The following is a 21,065-nucleotide window of genomic DNA, read 5'->3' as shown; positions in this document are numbered from 1 at the left end:
GAATTACTTACGCAGTTCGACGCGACGGTTTTGAGCCCAGGACTGCTCGTCATGGCCAGTAGCTACTGGACGCTCTTTACCGTAGGAAACCAGTTCCAGCTGACCTGGAGCAACACCTTGCAGTACCAGGTAGCGTTGAACGGCTTTCGCACGACGCTCGCCCAGTGCCATGTTGTACTCGCGAGTACCACGTTCGTCGGTGTTACCTTCCAGAACGACTTTAGCGCCGCTAGCTTTCAGGTCCTTGGCGTGAACGTCCAGGGAGCGCATGGCTTCTGGCTTCAGGTCCGAGCTGTCGTATTCGAAGTAGAAAGTGGTGATAGCGCGCAGAGCAGCTTCTTCGCTCAGGGAGCCGTCGACTGCACCAGTGTTAGCGCCGTAACCAGCGTTTGGGTCTACAGCGCCTTGACCGGCATTGTCGCCGCCTTTGGACGAGCAACCTACAGCTACAGCCATGGCCAGAGCCAGCGCAGCAAATTTACCAAACTTCAGCATTTCCATCGTAAAACTCCTAATGAACCCCAGTGTGTTAAGCAAAATCGTAAAGCGCCGCGTCAGTTCAGGTAAGGGGACCAGGAAGGTTCTCTGACTTCGCCTTGAGCGGTAGGAAGCGGGAGCCTTACGCGTCCATTAATGGACACGAGCATCAAGACTCCCCGGCCCTGCTGGGCGGTGGCGTAGATTACCATGGTGCCGTTGGGCGCGACAGTGGCTGACTCATCAAGGTTGGTGTCTGTCAGTATTTTTACTGTCCCACGTTGCAAATCCTGAGCCGCGACTCGGAAATTGGTGAAGCCGTCCTGGCGGTGAATCATCACCAGGGTCTTTTCATCCGCCGACAATTTCGGGTTGGCGTTGTAGTTGCCGATGAAGGTCACGCGCTCCGCACCACCGCCATTGACGTTGGTTTTGTAGATCTGTGGCTTGCCGCCACGATCAGAGGTGAAGTAGATGGTCGAGCCATCCTTGCCCCAGAACGGTTCGGTGTTGATGCCCGGGCCGCTGGTGACGCGACTCATCTGGCGCGTGGCCATGTTCATCACGTAGATGTCCGGGTTGCCGTCCTTGGACAGCACGAACGCCAGGCGGTTACCGTCCGGCGACCAGGCCGGCGCACCGTTGAGGCCTTCGAAGTTGGTGATCTGCTCACGGCGACCGGTATCGATGTGCTGGACGAAGATGCGCGGACGCTTCTGTTCGAACGACACATAGGCGATACGCTTGCCATCCGGTGCGAAACGCGGCGACAGGATCGGCTCGCGCGATTGCAGCAGGGTCACCGCGCGGGCACCGTCATAGTCCGAGCGTTGCAGGGTGTAACGGGTGTTGTTCACCGAGAAACGCTCAGCCGTGACATAAAGCATGCGCGTGGAGAACGCACCCTTGATACCGGTGAGCTTTTCGAACGACTGGTCGGAGATGTAGTGCGACATGTCGCGCAACTGATCGACCGTGCCCGACACGCTGCCGGTCAGCACTTGCTGCTCGGTGGCGACGTTGAACAGCGCGTATTGCACCTGCAGGCGACCGCCGGCCGGAACAATGCTGCCGACCATGATGTACTGGGCGCCCAGGGCCTTCCAGTCACGGTAGATGACTTCGCTGGCCTGGGTCGGCAGGCTGATCATGTTCTGTTTCGGAATCGGCGAGTAGTAACCGGAGTTACGCAGGTCGTCGCCGATGATCTGGGCCATGTCGTCCGGCAGGACGCTACCGCCCTGCCAGCCGAAGGGGACGACCGCGATGGGCGTGGCCCGATCGCTGCCGCTGGTGACCAGAATGTTCTTTTCATCCGCCATCGCCATCCCTGCCAGGCAGCAGATCACGACAAGCATTGTTCGAAGAAGGTTTCTCACAAGGCTAGATCCTCAGGTGTGAATGTCATCTTGAAGGAACGATAGGGCGCAAAGTCGCTCGGTTTCATTCCCTGCATTTCCGTCAAACGACCAATATTCTTGACCGCAGCTACCGCCGAGGCGTCAAACGGGCCGTCGCCACTGGTCTTGGCCACCGTGACCGAGGTCACCGTACCATCCGGCAACATGCCGATTTGCAGCACCACCGTCATACCTTTGCGTGCCGAAGGAGGACGTGCCCAACCTTCCGCTGCCCGCGAACGAATCAGATCGTCAAAGCTGCCCGCCGTTTCATCACCCTGCTCATCAGCCAGGGCCTGTTGGCGTTGCGGCGTGTCGGAAAGCAGATCTGCCAGGGCCTGGGCCTTTTTATCTTCGGCGGATTTACGCGCCGCATCCTGCGACTTCTTCTTCGCAGCATCGGCAGCAGCTTTCTTCTTCGCGTCTTCGGCGATTTTCTTCTTCGCCTCGTCAGCTTCGGATTTCTTCTTCGCGTCTTCGGCGGCTTTCTTCTTGGCGTCTTCGACGATTTTCTTCTTCGCGTCTTCAGCAGCCTGCTTGGCCTCTTCTTCAGCGGCCTTCTTGGCTTCGTCGTCGGCTTTCTTCTTGGCTATATCAGCCAGTTCCTTTTTCGCTTCGGCAGCCTTTTTCGCGTCGTCGGCTTTCTTGGCCTCATCGGCCTTTTTCGCCTCATCCGCGGCTTTCTTGGCTTCGTCGGCCTTTTTCGCGTCGTCGGCCTTTTGAGCCGCTTCCTCTTTCTTTTGTTCCGCAGCCTTTATCGCTTCCTGCTCGACCTTCTTCTGTTCCATCTGTTCGACTTCGGTCTGACGCGCAGCGGATTTCTTCGCCTCACCCGCAATCTTCTGATTGGTCTGGGTGGTCGCCTGACTTTTCGATTTCAGCTGATACAGGGTCGCCTGGACAATCGGCTTGGCTTCCGGCAGATCCGGCGTCATGGCAAAGCTGACGAACAGCATGCCAAAGATCAGGATATGCAGGCCGATCGCCCAGACCCAGGGCCAGAAGTAGCTTTCCGAAGCCGACGGCTCTCGCTGTTGGTGCATCAGGGGGCCTCGGTAATCAAGCCAACATTACCGACGCCGGCCTTCTGCAGACCGCCCATGGCACCCATGACGGAGCCATAGTCGACGGTCTTGTCACCGCGAATGAACACCTGGGTACGCTTGCCGCCTTCGGTGCCGGCACGGATGATCTTGGTCACCGCGTCGGTCATCTGCGGCAGGGTCATGGCCCTGTCCTGCTGTTTTTCGGTATCGACTTCGCTGCCAAGGTTCCAGTAGTAGGTCTTGTCAGCCTTGATCGAAATGGTCAGGACCTGGGTGTTGTTGTCCTGCGGCAAGGCTTCGCTGGAAACCTTGGGCAGATCAACCTTCACGCCCTGATTGAGCATCGGCGCGGTCACCATGAAGATAACCAGCAGCACCAACATCACGTCGATGTAGGGCACCACGTTCATCTCGGCGACCGGCTTGCGTTTGTGGCGAACTCGGGCCATGGGGATTTACCTGCTCACTCTTCGCTGGTGTGCACTTTACGGTGCAGGATCGCCTGGAACTCATCGGCGAAGGTGTAGTAACGGCTGATCAGGGTCTCGCCACGGGCCGCGAAGCGGTTGTAGGCGATAACCGCCGGAATCGCCGCGAACAGGCCGATGGCGGTGGCCACCAGTGCTTCGGAAATGCCCGGGGCCACGGTGGCCAGGGTTGCCTGCTGGGCGGTAGCCAGGCCACGGAAGGAGTTCATGATCCCCCAGACGGTACCGAACAGGCCGATGTACGGGCTGACGGAACCGACGGTGGCGAGGAACGGCAGGCTCTGCTCGAGTTTTTCTTCTTCACGGGAGATGGCCACGCGCATGGCACGGGATACCCCTTCCATGACCGCTTCCGGATCAACGCCCGGTTGCTGGCGCAGACGGGAGAACTCCTTGAAACCGGCACGGAAGATCTGCTCCACGCCCGAGTCCGGATCCGGGTTGCTGCCGGCCTGACGGTAGAGCTTGGACAGGTCGATACCCGACCAGAAGCGCTCCTCGAAGCTCTCCAGGGCGCGGCGGCCGGCGCGCAGCAGGTTGCTGCGCTGAAAAATCATGACCCATGAGGTGACCGAGGCGGCCAACAGGATCAGCATGACCAATTGCACCACGATGCTGGCATTGCTGACCAAGCTCCACATGGAGGAATGGTCGACGACGTTAGCTTCCACGCTTTATCTCCTGCTCTAAGTGAGTACCCGCGCCGCTTGTGTCGGCAAAGGCCGAACGCAAGGCTTCTGGAATGGCCCGGGGTTTTAAACTATCGGCGCGCACACAGGCCACCAGGAACCGCCCTTCACAGAGCAGCGTTTCATCATCAGCCCGCCTGACCTGCTGCTTGAAGCGCAGGCTCGCACGGTTCAGCTCAATCACCTCGGCGCTGATCAGCAGTTCGTCGTCCAACCGCGCCGGCGCGTGGTAACGCGCTTCGCTGGAATGCACGACGAACAACAGGTTCTCCCCTGCCAGCGACGATTGGGCAAAGCCCAATGCCCGTAGCCGCTCGGTTCGAGCCCGCTCCATGAACTTAAGGTAATTGACGTAATACACGATGCCGCCGGCATCGGTGTCCTCGTAATAAACGCGACAGCGATGTGCGAACGACTGAACCCCGTTTTGCGCGCGCATACTCTAGTGCTTACTCCTCAGGTTGCCAATCCGGCCAGGCAACTGTTTTTCATCCTTCGACGACTTTTTGCATGAAGATTCGTGACACGTGCCCTTCGGACAACGCAAACCGCGAATAAATCAGCCCCGATTCCGCTTTTACTCGTCCAACGCATCCAGAAACTCGTCTACCACGGGCATTTCACCCAAGCGCGACGGAATATTCAATCCGAAGTGCAGATAGGCATGTCGGGTCACCACCCGTCCACGGGGGGTGCGCATGATGTAGCCCTGCTGGATCAGGTAGGGTTCGAGCACATCTTCGATGGTGTGCCGCTCCTCGCTGATCGCCGCCGCCAGGCTGTCCACGCCGACCGGACCGCCGTCGAACTTCTCGATCATGGTCAGCAGCAGGCGCCGGTCCTGGTGATCGAAACCGTGTTCATCGACATCCAGCAAGTTCAACGCCAGGTCCGCCACGGCCTTGGTGATATGGCCCTTGGCCCGCACCTCGGCGAAATCCCGTACCCGGCGCAACAGGCGGTTGGCAATCCGCGGCGTGCCCCGGGCCCGTCGAGCGATCTCGAACGCGCCTTCCGGGTCCAGCGGCAAACCGAGAATCCCCGCCGAACGAGTGACGATGGTCGCCAGGTCCGCGGTGCTATAGAACTCAAGACGCTGGACGATACCGAAGCGGTCACGTAACGGGTTGGTCAACATGCCCGCGCGGGTGGTGGCGCCGACCAGGGTGAAGGGTGGCAGATCAAGCTTGATCGAACGCGCCGCCGGCCCTTCGCCGATCATGATATCGAGCTGGAAGTCTTCCATCGCCGGGTACAGGACTTCTTCGACAACGGGCGACAGGCGGTGAATTTCATCGATAAAGAGCACATCGTGGGGCTCGAGATTGGTCAGCAGCGCCGCCAGGTCGCCGGCGCGCTCCAGCACCGGCCCCGAGGTGCTCTTGATCGACACGCCCATTTCCTGGGCGATGATATTGGCCAGGGTGGTCTTGCCCAGGCCCGGCGGGCCGAAGATCAGGGTGTGGTCAAGGGACTCGCCACGCCCGCGTGCCGCCTGGATAAACAGCTCCATCTGCTCCTTGACCGTCGGCTGGCCGATGTACTCGGCCAGGCTCAACGGCCGAATGGCGCGATCCTGGACTTCCTCGCGGTCACGCCCGCCGGAGGCGGTAATCAAACGGTCGGCTTCAATCACTTAGATCATTCCCTTCAGGGCGCGACGAATCATGTCTTCGCTGCTCAGGCCTTTGTCTTTGATGGCCGACACCGCTTTGCTCGCTTCCTGGGGCTTGTAGCCCAGGGAAATCAGCGCACTGACCGCATCGCTTTCAGCACTGGCCACCGGCTGCGCAGGGGCACCGTCCGGCTGGTTGGGCACCAGGGCAAACATGCTCGGCACGGTTTCCCAGGCCTTGAAGCGGTCCTTGAGTTCCACCAGCAGGCGCTCGGCGGTCTTCTTGCCAACGCCGGGCACCCGCACCAGCGCCGAGGTGTCCTGGGCCTGCACGCAGCGCACCAGTTCATCGACCTCCAGGCTCGACATCAACGCCAGGGCCAGCTTCGGCCCGACACCGTTGAGGCGGATCAACTCGCGAAAAAAATCGCGCTCGCGCCTGCCGATGAAGCCATAGAGTAACTGGGCATCCTCGCGCACGACCAAATGGGTGTGCAGGGTCAGCGGCTCGCCGACCGACGGCAGGCGGTAAAGCGTGGTCATCGGCACCTCCAGCTCGTAGCCGAGGCCATTCACATCAAGGATGAGATGCGGCGGCTGTTTTTCAGCCAGGGTGCCGCGCAAACGTCCAATCACGTATCAGATCCTTATTTCTGGCCAGACCAGTGGCTGACGACTCGGAACGATAGCGCACTACCTTATCCGGCGTGGCGCTATCGGCAAGCAAAATTGTTTGAGGCGATGATGCTATCAGAGACGCAGGCGACCGCCACGGGAACGTGCCGCACCCAGGCCATGGGGCAAGAGACTGGAGCGGGTATGTGCATGGCACAGGGCAATCGCCAGGGCATCGGAGGCGTCGACTTGCGGTTTGGTGGTGAGCTTGAGCAGGTGCATGACCATCATCATCACCTGTTCCTTGTTGGCGCCGCCGGTACCGGCCACGGCCTGCTTGACCTGGGTCGCGGTGTACTCGGCGATCTCGAGGTTTTCCTCGGCGCCGGCGACGATGGCCGCGCCCCGCGCCTGACCGAGCTTGAGCGCCGAGTCGGCGTTTTTTGCCATGAACACCTTTTCGATGCCCATGGTCACCGGCCCGTAGGTCTGGATCACTTCGCGCACGCTGCGATAGACGATCTGCAAGCGCTCATGCAGTTCGCCACTGCCGGTGCGGATGCAGCCCGAGGCGACGTAAACGCAGCCACGGCCGGTATCGCGCACCACACCATAACCGGTGATGCGCGAACCGGGGTCGATACCAAGAATTAAAGTCATAACGCCTGCGTTTGGGTCAGCCGAGCTGCTCGGCTACCGATTCGGGAATATCGGCATTGGAGTAGACGTTCTGCACGTCGTCCAGGTCCTCGAGCATATCGATCAGCTTGAGGACCTTTTCCGCGCCCTCCAGATCGAGTTCGGCGCTGGTGGTCGGCAACATGACGATTTCCGCATCCGCCGCCTTGAATCCTGCCGCATCCAGGGCGTTACGCACCGTATAGAAGCCGGCAAACGAGGTGAACACGTCCATCGAACCGTCTTCGTGGGTAACCACGTCATCGGCGTCGGCTTCCATCGCCGCTTCCATCAGCGCGTCTTCATCGATGCCCGGGGCGAAGGACAGTTGCCCCTTGCGCTCGAACAGATAGGCCACGGAGCCGTCGGTCCCCAGGTTGCCGCCACACTTGCTGAACGCGTGGCGCACGGCTGCCGCGGTACGGTTGCGGTTGTCGGTCATGCATTCAACCATCACCGCCACGCCACCGGGGCCGTAGCCTTCGTAGCTGAGCTCGACCATATCGTCGGTGTCGGCCGCACCGGCACCGCGGGCCACCGCGCGATCAATGATATCGCGGCTCATGTTTGCGCCGAGGGCCTTGTCCAGCGCCAGACGCAGGCGTGGGTTGGAGCCTGGATCACCACCGCCCTGACGAGCGGCAACGGTCAGCTCACGAATCCACTTGGTGAAGATCTTGCCCTTCTTGGCATCCTGACGTTCTTTGCGGTGCTTGATGTTCGCCCACTTGGAATGACCTGCCATAACTCGCTCCGAATTCTCTTTGTGCTCTTTGAAACGTTGCCCGCCCTGCCCGGTGGCAGCGGCCGGCAATAAAAAGTCTCGACCTTGAAAAAAGGCGCATCCAGTGGATGCGCCCTCGGGTCAGTCTTACTCTGCCTTGGGGGCTTCGCGCAGGCGGATATGCAGCTCGCGCAGTGCCTTGGCGTCCACCAGCCCTGGCGCCTGGGTCATGACACAGGCCGCGCTCTGGGTTTTCGGGAACGCGATCACTTCGCGAATCGACTGGGCGCCGGTCATCAGCATCACCAGGCGGTCAAGGCCGAAGGCCAGGCCACCGTGGGGCGGAGCACCGTATTTCAGCGCGTCGAGCAGGAAGCCGAACTTCTCTTCCTGTTCCGCTTCGCTGATACCCAACAGACGGAACACCGCCTGTTGCATTTCCTTGCGGTGGATACGGATCGAACCGCCACCCAGCTCGGTGCCGTTCAGAACCATGTCGTAGGCGCGGGACAAAGCGGTGGCCGGGTTGGCCGCCAGTTCTTCCGGCGAGCACTTCGGCGCGGTGAACGGGTGGTGCAAGGCGGTGAAGCTGCCGTCTTCGTTTTCTTCGAACATCGGGAAGTCGACGACCCACATCGGTGCCCACTCGCAGGTGAGCAGTTCGAGGTCATGACCGACCTTGATCCGCAGCGCGCCCAGGGCTTCGCTGACGATCTTGGACTTGTCGGCACCGAAGAAGACGATGTCGCCGTCGACCGCACCGACGCGATCGAGGATCACGTTGAGGTTGGCCTCGGGAATGTTCTTGACGATCGGCGACTGCAGGCCTTCAACACCCTTGGCGCGTTCGTTGACCTTGATGTACGCCAGGCCCTTGGCACCGTAGATGCCGACGAACTTGGTGTACTCGTCGATCTTGCTGCGCGGCATGCTCGCCGCGCCCGGGACGCGCAAGGCGGCCACACGGCATTTCGGGTCGTTGGCCGGGCCGCTGAACACCTTGAACTCAACGTCCTTGAGCTGGTCGGCAACGTCCACCAGTTCCAGCGGGATACGCAGGTCCGGCTTGTCGGAGCCGTAACGGCGCATGGCCTCGTCCCAGGTCATGTGCGGGAACTCACCGAATTCCAGACCCAGCACTTCCTTGAACAGGTTGCGGATCATGCCTTCGGTCAGGCCCATGATGTCTTTTTCATCGAGGAAGCTGGTCTCGATGTCGATCTGGGTGAATTCCGGCTGGCGGTCAGCCCGCAGGTCTTCGTCGCGGAAGCACTTGGCGATCTGGTAGTAACGGTCGAAGCCGGCCACCATCAGCAGTTGCTTGAACAGCTGCGGCGATTGCGGCAGGGCGAAGAAGCTGCCGGCGTGGGTGCGGCTCGGCACGAGGTAGTCACGGGCGCCTTCGGGAGTCGCACGGGTCAGGATCGGCGTCTCGACGTCGAGGAAGCCGTTTTCGTCCAGGTAACGACGAATGCTGGTGGTCATGCGCGAACGCAGACGCAGCTTGTCGAGCATTTCCGGACGACGCAGGTCGATAAAACGATAACGCAGGCGGGTTTCTTCGCCGACGTCGGAGTATTCGTTGAGCGGGAACGGCGGGGTTTCCGCTTCGTTCAGCACTTCCAGCTCGTAACCCAGCACTTCGATGGCACCGGACGCCATGTTGGCGTTGCCGGCGCCGGCCGGACGCAGGCGGACCTTGCCGGTGATCTTGACCACGTACTCGCTGCGCACGCGATCGGCGGCGGCGAAAGTGTCGGCGCGATCAGGGTCGAAGACCACCTGGGCCAGACCTTCGCGGTCACGGATATCGAGGAAAATCACCCCGCCATGGTCGCGACGACGGTGGACCCATCCGCAAAGGGTGACTTCCTGGCCTTCCAGGCTCTCGTTCAGTTGGCCGCAATAATGGCTGCGCATCATGGTCGTGGTTCGCTTCTAGTCATTCGATTTCGGTGGAGGTCTTGTCTTGGCAACGCGACAAGCGCCCGCTCGTGTCGCTTATTTCAGTCGGCTTTATCGCCACCTGCCAGGTTTTTCTTGCTGCCGGTCTTGAAATCCGTCTCGTACCAGCCGCTACCGCTGAGGCGGAAACCCGGCATGGAGAGCATTTTCTTCAATTGCGGTGCCTGGCAGGCCGGGCAGTCGACCAGCGGTGCATCACTGATCTTTTGAATGGCTTCCAGCTGATGACCGCAGGAAGCGCATTGATAGTCGTACATGGGCATGGGGCGTCTCGGCAATCAGATAACGGCAACACTGCTGCCCGAGCCCGGGACGGGCCATGCAGCAAAGAGCGGGATTATATCCGTTAAATCGAGCCTTTGCAGCCGTGGACCGGTCAGCGCCCCAGCCCATGCCGTCTCGCCAATCCACCGAGACGTCAGAACAAGCCTAGAGGGCCCGGGACAAACCGCCCAACGTCAGCAGATGGACGACACAGACCACGCGAATCAAACCACTGAAATTCTTCACCCCGCCGTAGCGCAGATGAACCTCCATGTCCACATTGGACAGCAAGGCATTGACTGTACATTCATGGGTATTGGCAATATCGGCCAGTACCTTCCAATAAACCTCCTCCAGACGCAAGCAGGTGGCAAAACCATTCAAACGCACCGAACGCGAAACGGGCTTCGCCAATCCAATATCGAAATCCAGCAACAGGGGATCCACCCGGGTCTTGCGCAAACAACCGGAACTCCCCACCTCATGCCCTACCCACTGAACCATTTTCATCGCACTCCGTCGCTGCACACCTTTGAATAAAGGCGCTCCTGGCAAACCTCCTGACATAAAACATTAAGTAAAAAACCCTATCCAGCAGACTGCACCACAGCCTCCGTAGGAAGAGTCCATTAATAAGGAAGAACAACGAAAAGCCTGGGGCCGCGACCAGGCGAAGGCCTGCGCCTTCGCGAAGATGCCGAGCTCGCCGACAGGCAGCGCGAATGAAGCGACGGCTTCATTCGCGCCGGCGCGGGCTCAGCCTTCCAGCAGGGCGCGCAGCATCCAGGCGGTCTTCTCATGCACCTGCATGCGCTGGGTCAACAGGTCGGCGGTCGGTTCGTCACTGACCTTGTCCAGCAACGGAAAGAGGCCCCGCGCCGTGCGGGTGACCGCTTCCTGGCCTTGCACCAGTTGCTTGATCATCTCCTCGGCACTCGGCACCCCTTCTTCTTCCTTGATGGAGGACAGACGGGCGTAGGTGGAATAGGTCCCCGGCGCGGGAAAACCCAGGGCGCGGATACGTTCGGCGATCAGGTCCACGGCCAGGGCCAGTTCGTTGTATTGCTCTTCGAACATCAAATGCAGCGTGCGGAACATCGGCCCGCTGACATTCCAGTGAAAGTTGTGGGTTTTCAGGTACAGCACGTAGGTGTCCGACAACAGACGGGAAAGACCTTCAACAATGGATTTACGGTCTGCTTCGCTGATACCGATATCAATAGCCATATGTATCCCCTTGGTCAGAATGGATCATCGTCTTCGCAGGTGCAGGACCACTCTAGCAAGCGCCCACGACTCGCGCAGCCGCGACGACTGCGACAAATCCGCCACGGCGACCACCGGCAGGCGTCTGGCCCGCGGGCCGCGTCGGCACCGGCCCTGCCCCGCCGCAAGTTCTCCGACAGCGGCCCGGCGCCGAAGTTTGAGAAGGCATGGGCTTTGCTGTTAAATAGAGACTGTGTCGTGGCTGTCGATTCTCTGGCAGCGGCGCATAGGCGGATGCCCACACGTGCCCAACGCCTCACCTTTTTTCCAGAAGCGAACCGTGTGCCACCCGCTCTTCCTTGTGATCCGTCTTGAGTGAGTCAATCAAAATGTTGAAAATCGTCCACCTGCTAACGGGCGCCGTTGCCCTGCTGCTGTCCTTTATCCCCAGCCTGCGATCCGAAGCCCTGCCTTACCTGCAACAACCCGATGCGCTGTACCTGGCATTCTTCGGCTTGCTCAACCTGACCCTCGCGCCAGTCATTCCTTACTGGAACAAGGGCCCACGGCATCAACTGCAAATCCTGGTCAGCATCCTGCTGATCATCGCCGTGGCACTGCAAATCCTCACCCTGCTCGCCCCCCTGACCCTGATCGGCGGCCAACCCGCCGTGCTTCCGAGTCTGCTGGCCGCCGTGCTTGCCGTATTGCTGCACCTGGCGGTGAGTTTCTACAAGAAATCTTCCCCGGCGGCGGCTTCCCACAACTACGACATGAGCAATCGCGATACCGGTACCGTGAAGTGGTTCAACACTTCCAAGGGTTTCGGCTTTATCTCGCGGGATTCCGGCGATGATATTTTCGTGCACTTCCGCGCCATCCGTGGCGAAGGTCACCGCGTCCTGGTCGAAGGCCAGCGCGTGGAGTTCTCGGTGATGAACCGGGACAAGGGCCTGCAAGCCGAAGACGTGATCGCGGCACTGCCGCGTCGCTGATCGGCCACAAAAAAACGCGAGGCAGCCTGGCTGCCTCGCGTTTTTTTATGTCTACGAATTACTGTTAATAGTGCGGAGGCGGCGCTTCTTCCTCGAAGGAGTCGAACTGCCCCATCATTTCTTCATGACGCTTGAGCAAAGCGGCCATCTGCAGTTGCAGGCGCTCGACCACCCGCCGCTGCTCCACCAGCACATCATTGAGCGCCTGGATGGTGTCATCCTGAAACGCCTGGCGACTTTCCAGTTCGGTCACGCGATCTTCAAGGTTCATACGTCCGCCTGCACAAAACGCGGGTCATGCTGGAACGCCACGCGCAACTGCTCGCGAATCACCATGACCTCCTCCTCGGTATAAGGCCTGGCCGGCTGCTTGCCCCAGACCGGTGCCGGCCAGGCCACATCGTCACGACGACGAACGATCACATGCATATGTAACTGACTGACCACATTGCCCAGGGCCGCGACATTCATCTTGTCCGCCTTGAAGGTGACCTCGAGCAGCTGCGCCAGCTCCGTGGTCTCGCGCCACAACTGCTGCTGATCGGTAGCCTCCAACTGGAACACTTCACTGATATCCGCGCGCCGTGGCACCAGGATGAACCAGGGATAGTTCGCATCATTGGACAGCAGCACACGACACAACGGCAAGTCGCCCATCGGCAAGGTGTCTTGTTGAAGGCGCGAATCGAGAACGAACACCGTGAATACTCCTGCGTGACGGATAGGTTTGCGCCCGGCAAAAGCCAGGCGACAGGCCGTCAGGATACCCGTGATCGGCCACCGATTCACGGCCCTCGGCCGCGATGGCGGCAAATGGGCGAATACGGGGCACCGCCTGCTCCAGAATGGAACAGGGCGCACTTTTTCAGGACAACAAACACCACAAAATTACACAGCAGCCAGAAAAAACCCCAGCCAGCCATAAAAATGTCACTTTTTTCTGAAATCCTCTGCCTACGTCATGGAGGGCGAGAGCTGACTCCAGGGACAAAAAAGCCGCCTTGCCTGCAGCCAATGTCCGCATCGAAACTGTAAATCGGCTTTTTGCACCAAAACCGCACACTACGACTACTATCAGTGCACGCTTCAGTCACCGACTACCCAGTCGGAGTGTGGACCGGTAACGTTTTTGGCTTTCCATGGATTTTCAAAGGATTAGCAGCACAAGGAAAAGCACTACGTCAAGCGCTGGCGTAAACGCCAACCGCCCTAGGTTCCATAAGGGTTTCAGCGTGATGACGGTGCCAGGTAAATTTTTTCTCACGATTTTTTCACTTTGTGCATGCTTGTTGCATTGGTAAGTGAATAGTCGCGACAGAGGGTCAGCCCGGACGCTGAAGCCCCTGCGACACCGAGACAACGCAGTACAGTGCGCCCATGGAGAATTCAGGGCTTGAACATAGACCATTTGCTTCTATGCTCATGCCGCTGAAAACAGCGCTGAAGTTGTGCAGCCGTTGTACAAAGGCTGTGAATTTGCGACATGGAGCTAGCTTTTTGCGACAGGCTCGTAAAGAAGCCGCAAGGATAGGTGTGCAAGTATCGCCAAGTTTGTCAGCGTGATATAAGTTTGCGCCGACACAAAAAAGAAAGAGCCGCCCAGACAAAAATACAGGTGGGACGGCAGTACTCTTCCTAAAACCAAAGGAGCAAATCACGATGCGCGTGATGAAGTGGAGCATGATCGCCCTGGCTGTTACCGCAGCAGGTTCCCAAGTGGCTATGGCCGACCCGTTCGTAACCCCTCAGTCTGACGCCAAGGGTTTCGTTGAAGGTGCTTCGGCTGGTGTGGTTCTTGAGAACTACTACTTCAACCGGACCAAGCAACCTCTCGGCAAAGCAGACCAGAAAGACTGGAGCCAAGGTGTACTGGGCAAATTCAGCTCTGGCTTTACCCAAGGCACTGTCGGCGTAGGCGTCGATGTCTTTGGTGATGCTGGTTTCAAGCTTGACGGTACCGATGACCATACCGGCACAGGCAACCTGAGCCATGGCAGCGATGGCGTCAATGACAGCTTCGGTAAAGCTGGCGCGGACGTCCGCGTTCGCATCTCCAAGACCCAGCTGACATTCGGCGATTTCACCCCTACCACGGCGCCAGTATTCGCTGTTGGCGGCAGCCGTCTGTTCCAGCAAACCGCTCGCGGTTTCCAACTGCAGAGCAGTGAAGTCAAAGACCTCGATCTGGAAGCCGGTCACTTTTACGGCGGCAGCAGCTCTGACTACACCTCGCTTCAGGGCTCCCTGGGGACTGCCTACACTAACGTTCGTGCGAGCAGCATCGACTACGTGGGTGGCAAGTACCTGATCAATGAAAACCTCACTGCTTCCCTGTACGGTGGCAAGCTCGAGGATGTCTGGAACCAGTACTACACCAACGTCAACTACACCCTGCCACTGACTACCGACCAGAGCCTGAACTTCGACTTCAACCTCTATCGCACTACCGATACTGGTAAAGCACTGGCTGGTGATATCAGCAACACGACTTACTCGCTGGCAGCTGCCTACTCGTTCCTCAAGGCACACACCGTTACCCTGGCCTTCCAGCAGGTACACGGCGACACACCATTCGACTACGTTGGTATCGAACGCGGCAAAAGCGGCGCGGGGATTGGTACCCAAGGTGCCGACTCGATCTTCCTGGCTAACTCGATCCAGTACTCCGACTTTAACGGCCCAGGCGAGAAATCCCTCCAGGCTCGTTACGACCTGAAAATGGCTGAGTACGGCGTTCCAGGCCTGAGCTTCATGGCTCGTTATGTCCACGGTACAGGCATCGACGGTACCCACGCAGATCCTAACGGTGCGTATGCTGGCGCTTACGGCAAAGATGGTCGTCACTTCGAAACCAACTTGGAAGCCAAGTACGTTGTACAGACCGGTCCTCTGAAAGATCTGTCCTTCCGTGCTCGCCAAGCCTGGCACCGTGGCAACGCCGACGATGGCGATATCAACATCAACGAGTTCCGCCTGATCACTTCGTACCCAATCACCATCCTGTAATCGTCTGATTACTTGTTTGATGATGTGACACTCGTTTGAAGAAAGGCCCATCCTGGTGATGGGCCTTTTTTTTGTGCGCTCAATATGGGCGCATATCTTGTAAGTCGTTAAGTTTCGACTGTCCATAACTACCGCGCCTCCTGCCAACTTAACCTTACCGAATCACAAAGGTGGCTTTGCGCTGTGTAGCTTTTATCAAATCACGTGGCCTATACCTGAGCCTGGAGCCAGGCAAGAACTAAAACATCCGTTCAAGTCCACCTGCAAAAAAAGGATTCTAAAAGGAATCCAACAACCTCTGTCTCTGCCTCGAGCAACAGTGAAGTTCTATCTGGAACACCTGTAATCTCGGAGCCTATGCTGGGCGCCGGGTTTCACACCTCTTTCGGCCCATACATTGCCAATTACGACCAATTTGTCGCGAAAAAGTCATAAATCACCACTACGATTGCGCAGGCACAGCGCCGACAGTAGTATGCAATTGAAGCTCTGAAAGTTACCTTTCTTCCCTGTACTGCCGCCCAGGCCAGGTGTCGGCTGATTGTTTACATAATAGATGTCATACCTTGCCATTGCGCCAAGTTGGTTCGCTGTGCCTGATCTTCCGCCGTCAAACTCCCCTCTACCGGATACCGAAAAGGAAGTGATATGCCACGTCAAACATTCAAAGTCCTTGCTCTAACAGCAGCCATCTCCACGGCTCTAGTCTGCGCACAAAATGCATCGGCCGCCTCGGCCGAACTTGTCGCAGCGGCCAAGGCAGAGGGCGAACTGACGGTGATCGCCCTGGCGAACTCCTGGTGCGGATATGGCGACCAGATCAAGAACTTCAAAGCCAAGTATGGCCTCAAGGTCAACGAACTGAACCCTGACGCCGGTTCGGGCGACGAACTCGAAGCCATCAAGGCCAACAAGGACAACAAGGGGCCGCAAGCGCCCGACACCATCGACGTCGGCTTGTCTTTCGGCCCCCAGGCCAAGGCTGCCGGTTTGCTGCAGCCCTACAAGGTCGCCAGCTGGGCGACCATCCCTGACTCGGTGAAAGATCCGGAAGGCTACTGGTATGGCGACTACTACGGCGTGCTGGCCTTTGAAGTCAACACCGACCTGATCAGCTCGATCCCGGCCGACTGGAGCGACCTGCTCAAGGCCGATTACAAGAACTCCGTGGCCTTGGCGGGCGACCCGCGCTCCGCCAACCAGGCCATCCAGGGCATCTATGCGGCCGGTATTGCCGCCGCGGGTGGCGATCCCACCAAGGCCGCCGCTGCCGGCCTGAAGTTCTTCGGCGATCTGAACAAGGCCGGCAATTTTGTGCCGGTGATCGGCAAGGCCGCCTCCCTGGCACAAGGCACCACCCCGATCATCATCCGCTGGGACTACAACGCCCTGGCCGACCGCGATGCACTCAAGGGCAACCCCAATGTGCAAGTGGTCGTGCCCAAGTCGGGCGTGGTCGCGGGCGTGTATGTGCAGGCCATCAGCGCTTATGCCCCGCACCCGAATGCCGCCAAGCTGTGGCTGGAATACCTGTATTCGGACGAAGGCCAGGTGGGCTGGCTGAATGGCTATTGCCACCCGATCCGTTTCAACGACCTGGTGACCAACAACAAGCTGCCCAAGGCCATGCTCGACAAGCTGCCACCCGCGGAAGGCTATGCCAAGGCCGTGTTCCCGACTCTGGACCAGCAGAACTCGAGCAAAGAAGCCATCACCAAGCAGTGGGACACCCTGGTCGGCGCCAGTGTGAAGTAACCGGCCTTCGATGGCTTTTTGTACTGGCATGGCCTTCACCGGCCATGCCAGTCATTTCATGGGCTGGATGGCGGCTTGAAAGGCGGGCTTCACTTGACTGATACCTTGAGTTCTGCAAAACCCGCGACACCGTCCATACCGGGCAGGTCGCTCAATTGGCACTGGCTGGGTGTGCTGCCCTTTCTGGTGTTCGCCATCCTGTTTTTGATTTTGCCCACCGGCTATCTGATGGTGGGGGCCTTCCAGGACGCCTCCGGCCATTTCACCCTGGCCAATATCGCCGGCCTGGCCGACCCGAACGTGGTCAGCGCCTACTGGATCAGCTTTCGCATCAGTGCCGCGTCGGCCCTGGGCGGCGGAATCATCGGCTTCCTGCTGGCCTGGGCGGCCGTCCAGGGCAAACTGCCCGAGTGGATTCGCCCGACCCTCATGACGTTTTCGGGCGTGGCCTCCAACTTCGCCGGCGTGCCGCTGGCCTTCGCGTTCCTGGCCACGCTGGGGCGGGTGGGTCTGGTGACCGCGCTGATGAACAAGTACCTGGGCTTCAACCTCTATTCCACCGGTTTCAACATCCTCAGCTTCACCGGGCTGACACTGACCTATCTGTATTTCCAGATCCCCTTGATGGTGCTGATCGTGTCCCCGGCACTGGAAGGCCTCAGACGCGAGTGGCGCGAAGCCTGCGATTGCCTGGGTGGCACCGCCTACCACTACTGGCGCTATATTGCGTTGCCGGTGCTGTGGCCGAGCATCATGGGCGCCATGCTGCTGCTGTTTGCGAACGCCTTTGGCGCGGTGGCCACCGCCTATGCGCTGACCGGCAGCTCCTTGAACATCGTGCCCATCCTGCTCTATGCGCAGATCCGCGGTGACGTGCTGCACAACCCGAACCTGGGCTACGCCCTGGCGCTGGGTATGGTGGTGATTACCGGGGTATCCAACGCGGGCTATATCTGGCTGCGCAGCAAATCGGAAAAGGGCCGCAAATGAAATCCACCTCTCGCTTGGGTGCCTGGATCGCCATCGGCCTGGGCACCAGTTATTTCCTGATTCCACTGCTGGCCACCTTTGAATTCAGCCTGCGCATGCTGCGCGGCGAATACAGCTTCGAAGCCTACCGGGTGGTGTTTAGCGACCCTCAGTTCCAGGCCACGTTTGGCTATTCGATCCTGATGGCGCTCATCACCATTGTGGTCGGCGTGCTGCTGGTCGTACCTACCGCCTACTGGGTGCAATTGCGTCTGCCCAAACTGCGCCCGCTGGTGGAGTTCATCACCTTGCTGCCCCTGGTAATCCCAGCCATCGTCATCGTATTCGGCTATCTGCGCATCTTCGGCAGCAACTCGTGGATACCGCTGACCGGCAACGAGCGGTCCACCGACTTCCTGCTGGTGTGCAGCTACGTCACCTTGTCGCTGCCCTATATGTACCGCTCGATCGATACCGGCTTGCGCACCATCGATGTGCGCACCCTGACAGAGGCCGCCGAGGCGCTGGGCGCGGGCACTTTCACCATTCTGTTCAAGGTGATCTTCCCGAATCTGCGTTCAGCGATTCTGTCCGGTGCGTTCCTGACTTTTGCCGTGGTGATCGGCGAGTTCACCATGGCCAGCCTGCTGAACCGTCCCGCGTTCGGGCCTTACCTGCAACTGGTGGGCGCCAACAAGGCGTACGAGCCGTCCGCGCTGGCGGTAATGGCCTTCATGATTACCTGGGCCTCCATGGGCTTGATCCAGGTGTTCGGGCGCAATGCCAAGAACGCAAAGCCTTAAGCACATCCCCGGGTGGCATGCGTTCTGGCTACTGAGCCGAGTAGTAACCCCTACATTGACGGAAAAAACATCCCATGGCTTTCCTTGAAATATCCCACCTGAAAAAAGCCTTCGGCGCTCAGACCGCGGTGCATGACTTCACGATGGACATCGCCCGTGGCGAGTTCATCACCTTTCTGGGCCCATCGGGTTGCGGCAAGACCACGATTTTGCGCATGCTGGCCGGGTTCGAGGGCCCCTCGGGTGGCACCATCAAATTCGATGGCAAGGATGTGACCCACACGCCGACCAACCAGCGCAATATCGGCATGGTGTTCCAGTCGTACGCGCTGTTCCCCAACATGACGGTGGCCGAGAACATCGGCTTCGGCCTGAAGGTGGCCAAGATGCCAGCGGAGCAGATCCATGAGCGCGTCACCGAAATGCTCAAGCTTATCGGCCTTGCGGCCCTGGGCGCGCGCTATCCCTCGCAGCTGTCGGGCGGCCAGCAACAGCGCGTGGCCCTGGCCCGCGCGCTCGCCGGCAAGCCCCAGGTGCTGTTGCTGGACGAGCCCTTGTCCGCGCTGGACGCCAAGATCCGCGTGTCGCTGCGCGAAGAGATCCGTGCCGTACAACGCGAACTGGGCATCACCTCGGTCTTCGTGACCCATGACCAGGAAGAAGCCTTGTCGATCTCGGACCGCATCGTTGTACTGAGTGAAGGCCGGGTTGAACAAATCGGCACGCCGAGCGAGGTCTACAACTTTCCGCGCACCCGTTTTGTAGCCTCCTTTGTCGGGACGCTGAATCTGCTGTCCGGCGTGGTGGTGGATGCCGCGACGGGCCAGATCTCCGTGGGCGGTCAGTCTTTGGTGACATCGAACCCTATCGTTGATGCCTTCGTAGGCCAAACCCGCGCGCTGGCGATCCGACCCGAGGCCATTGTGCTGGAGCCGCCGACCCCGGGGCGCAACTCGCTGGCGGCGACGGTGGAAGACGTTGATTTTCTGGGCGCAGTAGTGCGTATCCGGGTACGCATGGATACGGTGGTCATCTCACTCGACGTGTTCAACGATCCACACCGTGCGCTGCCCCAGCGCGGCGAGAACATCACCCTGGGTTTCTCATTCGATAATCTTTTGGTACTGGAAGAAACGGCCTGAGCATGACGACCGACAACTTTGTATTGCCCGCGCAACCCGCGGGCTGGTCTGCGGCCAACCGCCGGGCCATCAACCTACTGCTGCAAACCTGGGGTTGCCGCAGTGCCGACTACAACCCGGCCAAAAGACCCTATGCGGTATTCGACTGGGACAATACCTGCATCATGAACGACACCGAGGAATCGCTGTTGTTGTACCAGGCCGAAAACCTGCTGTTCAAACTGACGCCGAGCGAGTTTGCCGAAGTCCTGTGCCAGGATGTGCCAGGTGGCTGGTTCCATGCCGATTACACCAATCTGGACGGCCAGCGTATCTCGATGGAAGACCTGGCGGCCGACATCAACGACGCCTACCAATGGTTGTACACCCACTGCGCGGTACTGGCTGGCAGCCAGCCCCTGGAGGAAATCCGCGCCAGCGCGCAGTTCCAGAACTTCCGCGCCAAGTTCTACTTTTTATACGGTGCGTTGTGCGATACCTACCCGATGGAAGTGGGTTACAAGTGGATCATTTATTTCTACAAGAACTTCACCACGGCCGAACTGCAGGCGATGGTGTCCGACTCCATTGAACACAACCTGGGCGAGGCATTGCGCCAGGCGCCTATCCACAGCAGCACAGAGATGCCTGGCCGCGCGGGCCGGGTTGCGCCGGTGCACTTCCACGGCATGCGCGTGCATGCCGAAATTGTGGCCTTGATGGCAACTTTGCGGACCAACGGTTTCGATGTCTACATCTCCACGGCATCAATCGACGACGTGGTGCGGGTTTTTGCCTGCGATCCGAAATACGGCTACGGGCTGCCGCCGGAAAATGTCCTCGGCCTGAAGCTGGAAATGGTCGATGGCAAATACACCAATGTGTATAAAAAGGACTGGCACTTCAACTGGGGACCGGGCAAGACCGTCGGTATCCAGAATGTGTTTGTCGCGCAAAAAGGCTATGGCCCGACCCTGGTGTTCGGCGACAGCGATGGCGACGCCTGGATGATGAAGGACTTTGCCGATACACGCCTGGGGGTGATCATCAACCGCCAGCAAAAAGGCCTGATTGGGGAGAACAGCCAGCAGGCGGCCGCCACCCTGGGCCGTTCGGACGCCCGCTTTGTGCTGCAAGGCCGGGACGAGCACACCGGCTGCTTCAACGCCGATGAAAAAACCTTGCGCTACGGCCACACCGAGGCTCGCTTACTCGCCTGAGCTCCGGCTGATTTGATGCCCGGCCCTGC

General features: G+C 59.3%; 23 protein-coding genes. 7 read left to right on the top strand and 16 right to left on the bottom strand.

Annotated features, from left to right (window positions below; genetic code table 11):
• Positions 1-3: 3 nt before the first annotated feature.
• The 14 genes from pal to HX830_RS09860 form a co-directional block, all read right to left on the bottom strand.
• Positions 4-501, bottom strand: coding sequence for a peptidoglycan-associated lipoprotein Pal (gene pal / locus HX830_RS09925; protein WP_100938835.1), 498 nt, complete (start codon positions 499-501; stop codon positions 4-6).
• Between the two features lie 53 nt (positions 502-554).
• Positions 555-1,805 carry a Tol-Pal system beta propeller repeat protein TolB gene (gene tolB, locus HX830_RS09920; protein ID WP_370868272.1) on the bottom strand — a complete coding sequence of 417 codons (1,251 nt, stop codon included), beginning with the start codon at positions 1,803-1,805 and terminating at the stop codon, positions 555-557.
• 47 nt (positions 1,806-1,852) lie between these two features.
• Positions 1,853-2,920 carry a cell envelope integrity protein TolA gene (gene tolA / locus HX830_RS09915; RefSeq protein WP_177099957.1) on the bottom strand — a complete coding sequence of 356 codons (1,068 nt, stop codon included), beginning with the start codon at positions 2,918-2,920 and terminating at the stop codon, positions 1,853-1,855.
• Entirely contained in the window at positions 2,920-3,372 is a 453-nt protein-coding gene (tolR, locus tag HX830_RS09910; RefSeq protein WP_103499434.1) for a protein TolR, read from the bottom strand. Before tolR ends, tolA begins: the two co-directional genes overlap by 1 nt.
• Before the next feature lie 14 nt (positions 3,373-3,386).
• Positions 3,387-4,082 (bottom strand): protein TolQ, encoded by a 696-nt coding sequence (gene tolQ / locus HX830_RS09905; RefSeq protein WP_100938831.1) that lies wholly within the window; start codon positions 4,080-4,082, stop codon positions 3,387-3,389.
• Positions 4,072-4,539, bottom strand: coding sequence for a tol-pal system-associated acyl-CoA thioesterase (ybgC, locus tag HX830_RS09900; RefSeq protein WP_103499435.1), 468 nt, complete (start codon positions 4,537-4,539; stop codon positions 4,072-4,074). The genes tolQ and ybgC overlap by 11 nt, the downstream gene beginning before the upstream one ends.
• A gap of 138 nt (positions 4,540-4,677) precedes the next feature.
• Positions 4,678-5,736: a Holliday junction branch migration DNA helicase RuvB gene (gene ruvB, locus HX830_RS09895; RefSeq protein ID WP_100938829.1), complete on the bottom strand. Its 1,059-nt coding sequence runs from the start codon at positions 5,734-5,736 to the stop codon at positions 4,678-4,680.
• Positions 5,737-6,351, bottom strand: a complete 615-nt coding sequence (gene ruvA / locus HX830_RS09890) for a Holliday junction branch migration protein RuvA (protein WP_100938828.1) — start codon at positions 6,349-6,351, stop codon at positions 5,737-5,739. It lies immediately after the preceding gene.
• 114 nt (positions 6,352-6,465) lie between these two features.
• The gene (gene ruvC, locus HX830_RS09885; RefSeq protein WP_152738165.1) at positions 6,466-6,990 is read right to left on the bottom strand and encodes a crossover junction endodeoxyribonuclease RuvC; all 525 of its coding nucleotides are present in this window, start codon (positions 6,988-6,990) and stop codon (positions 6,466-6,468) included.
• 16 nt (positions 6,991-7,006) lie between these two features.
• Positions 7,007-7,753, bottom strand: coding sequence for a YebC/PmpR family DNA-binding transcriptional regulator (locus tag HX830_RS09880; RefSeq protein WP_100938826.1), 747 nt, complete (start codon positions 7,751-7,753; stop codon positions 7,007-7,009).
• A 126-nt stretch (positions 7,754-7,879) separates the two neighbouring features.
• The gene (gene aspS / locus HX830_RS09875) at positions 7,880-9,655 is read right to left on the bottom strand and encodes an aspartate--tRNA ligase (RefSeq protein WP_103499438.1); all 1,776 of its coding nucleotides are present in this window, start codon (positions 9,653-9,655) and stop codon (positions 7,880-7,882) included.
• Between the two features lie 83 nt (positions 9,656-9,738).
• On the bottom strand, positions 9,739-9,960 hold the full coding sequence (locus HX830_RS09870; protein ID WP_100938824.1) for an FmdB family zinc ribbon protein: 222 nt from the start codon (positions 9,958-9,960) through the stop codon (positions 9,739-9,741).
• Between the two features lie 166 nt (positions 9,961-10,126).
• On the bottom strand, positions 10,127-10,465 hold the full coding sequence (locus HX830_RS09865; RefSeq protein WP_100939203.1) for a ribbon-helix-helix domain-containing protein: 339 nt from the start codon (positions 10,463-10,465) through the stop codon (positions 10,127-10,129).
• Positions 10,466-10,717: 252 nt separating this feature from the next.
• Positions 10,718-11,188, bottom strand: coding sequence for a Dps family protein (locus HX830_RS09860; RefSeq protein WP_100938823.1), 471 nt, complete (start codon positions 11,186-11,188; stop codon positions 10,718-10,720).
• Between the two features lie 368 nt (positions 11,189-11,556).
• Between HX830_RS09860 and HX830_RS32325 the strand changes: the two genes are divergently transcribed.
• Positions 11,557-12,162 carry a cold-shock protein gene (locus tag HX830_RS32325; RefSeq protein WP_152738162.1) on the top strand — a complete coding sequence of 202 codons (606 nt, stop codon included), beginning with the start codon at positions 11,557-11,559 and terminating at the stop codon, positions 12,160-12,162.
• Positions 12,163-12,226: 64 nt separating this feature from the next.
• On the opposite strand, the gene HX830_RS09850 is transcribed toward HX830_RS32325, so the two are convergent.
• Both HX830_RS09850 and HX830_RS09845 read right to left on the bottom strand, forming a co-directional pair.
• A complete protein-coding gene (locus HX830_RS09850) occupies positions 12,227-12,433 on the bottom strand; it encodes a SlyX family protein (RefSeq protein ID WP_177099955.1) in 207 nt (68 codons plus the stop codon).
• On the bottom strand, positions 12,430-12,861 hold the full coding sequence (locus tag HX830_RS09845) for an HIT domain-containing protein (protein ID WP_177099953.1): 432 nt from the start codon (positions 12,859-12,861) through the stop codon (positions 12,430-12,432). The genes HX830_RS09850 and HX830_RS09845 overlap by 4 nt, the downstream gene beginning before the upstream one ends.
• A gap of 960 nt (positions 12,862-13,821) precedes the next feature.
• Between HX830_RS09845 and HX830_RS09840 the strand changes: the two genes are divergently transcribed.
• From HX830_RS09840 to HX830_RS09815, 6 genes are all read left to right on the top strand, one after another.
• Positions 13,822-15,168 carry an OprD family porin gene (locus HX830_RS09840; RefSeq protein ID WP_152738159.1) on the top strand — a complete coding sequence of 449 codons (1,347 nt, stop codon included), beginning with the start codon at positions 13,822-13,824 and terminating at the stop codon, positions 15,166-15,168.
• 648 nt (positions 15,169-15,816) lie between these two features.
• A complete protein-coding gene (locus HX830_RS09835) occupies positions 15,817-16,923 on the top strand; it encodes an ABC transporter substrate-binding protein (protein WP_103496679.1) in 1,107 nt (368 codons plus the stop codon).
• 93 nt (positions 16,924-17,016) lie between these two features.
• Entirely contained in the window at positions 17,017-17,913 is an 897-nt protein-coding gene (locus HX830_RS09830; RefSeq protein ID WP_218171239.1) for an ABC transporter permease, read from the top strand.
• Positions 17,910-18,695 carry an ABC transporter permease gene (locus HX830_RS09825; protein ID WP_152738156.1) on the top strand — a complete coding sequence of 262 codons (786 nt, stop codon included), beginning with the start codon at positions 17,910-17,912 and terminating at the stop codon, positions 18,693-18,695. Before HX830_RS09830 ends, HX830_RS09825 begins: the two co-directional genes overlap by 4 nt.
• A 74-nt stretch (positions 18,696-18,769) precedes the next feature.
• Positions 18,770-19,837 (top strand): ABC transporter ATP-binding protein, encoded by a 1,068-nt coding sequence (locus tag HX830_RS09820; RefSeq protein ID WP_103496677.1) that lies wholly within the window; start codon positions 18,770-18,772, stop codon positions 19,835-19,837.
• A gap of 2 nt (positions 19,838-19,839) precedes the next feature.
• On the top strand, positions 19,840-21,036 hold the full coding sequence (locus HX830_RS09815) for a haloacid dehalogenase-like hydrolase (RefSeq protein ID WP_177099951.1): 1,197 nt from the start codon (positions 19,840-19,842) through the stop codon (positions 21,034-21,036).
• Positions 21,037-21,065: the final 29 nt, after the last annotated feature.

Origin of the sequence: Pseudomonas gingeri (genome assembly GCF_013385425.1) — a bacterium.
GTDB classification, from domain to species: domain Bacteria; phylum Pseudomonadota; class Gammaproteobacteria; order Pseudomonadales; family Pseudomonadaceae; genus Aquipseudomonas; species Aquipseudomonas gingeri_D.
The sequence above is the reverse complement of the archived record's forward strand: the minus strand, read 5'-3'. Positions and strand labels throughout refer to the sequence as shown.

Bases quoted from the DNA above. Each gene is read 5' to 3' on its own strand.
- pal (WP_100938835.1), bottom strand. From the start codon at position 501: ATGGAAATGCTGAAGTTTGGTAAATTTGCTGCGCTGGCTCTGGCCATG.
- tolB (WP_370868272.1), bottom strand. From the start codon at position 1,805: ATGGCGATGGCGGATGAAAAGAACATTCTGGTCACCAGCGGCAGCGAT.
- tolA (WP_177099957.1), bottom strand. From the start codon at position 2,920: ATGCACCAACAGCGAGAGCCGTCGGCTTCGGAAAGCTACTTCTGGCCC.
- tolR (WP_103499434.1), bottom strand. From the start codon at position 3,372: ATGGCCCGAGTTCGCCACAAACGCAAGCCGGTCGCCGAGATGAACGTG.
- ybgC (WP_103499435.1), bottom strand. From the start codon at position 4,539: ATGCGCGCGCAAAACGGGGTTCAGTCGTTCGCACATCGCTGTCGCGTT.
- ruvC (WP_152738165.1), bottom strand. From the start codon at position 6,990: ATGACTTTAATTCTTGGTATCGACCCCGGTTCGCGCATCACCGGTTAT.
- HX830_RS09880 (WP_100938826.1), bottom strand. From the start codon at position 7,753: ATGGCAGGTCATTCCAAGTGGGCGAACATCAAGCACCGCAAAGAACGT.
- aspS (WP_103499438.1), bottom strand. From the start codon at position 9,655: ATGATGCGCAGCCATTATTGCGGCCAACTGAACGAGAGCCTGGAAGGC.
- HX830_RS09870 (WP_100938824.1), bottom strand. From the start codon at position 9,960: ATGCCCATGTACGACTATCAATGCGCTTCCTGCGGTCATCAGCTGGAA.
- HX830_RS09865 (WP_100939203.1), bottom strand. From the start codon at position 10,465: ATGGTTCAGTGGGTAGGGCATGAGGTGGGGAGTTCCGGTTGTTTGCGC.
- HX830_RS09860 (WP_100938823.1), bottom strand. From the start codon at position 11,188: ATGGCTATTGATATCGGTATCAGCGAAGCAGACCGTAAATCCATTGTT.
- HX830_RS32325 (WP_152738162.1), top strand. From the start codon at position 11,557: ATGTTGAAAATCGTCCACCTGCTAACGGGCGCCGTTGCCCTGCTGCTG.
- HX830_RS09850 (WP_177099955.1), bottom strand. From the start codon at position 12,433: ATGAACCTTGAAGATCGCGTGACCGAACTGGAAAGTCGCCAGGCGTTT.
- HX830_RS09840 (WP_152738159.1), top strand. From the start codon at position 13,822: ATGCGCGTGATGAAGTGGAGCATGATCGCCCTGGCTGTTACCGCAGCA.
- HX830_RS09835 (WP_103496679.1), top strand. From the start codon at position 15,817: ATGCCACGTCAAACATTCAAAGTCCTTGCTCTAACAGCAGCCATCTCC.
- HX830_RS09825 (WP_152738156.1), top strand. From the start codon at position 17,910: ATGAAATCCACCTCTCGCTTGGGTGCCTGGATCGCCATCGGCCTGGGC.
- HX830_RS09820 (WP_103496677.1), top strand. From the start codon at position 18,770: ATGGCTTTCCTTGAAATATCCCACCTGAAAAAAGCCTTCGGCGCTCAG.
- HX830_RS09815 (WP_177099951.1), top strand. From the start codon at position 19,840: ATGACGACCGACAACTTTGTATTGCCCGCGCAACCCGCGGGCTGGTCT.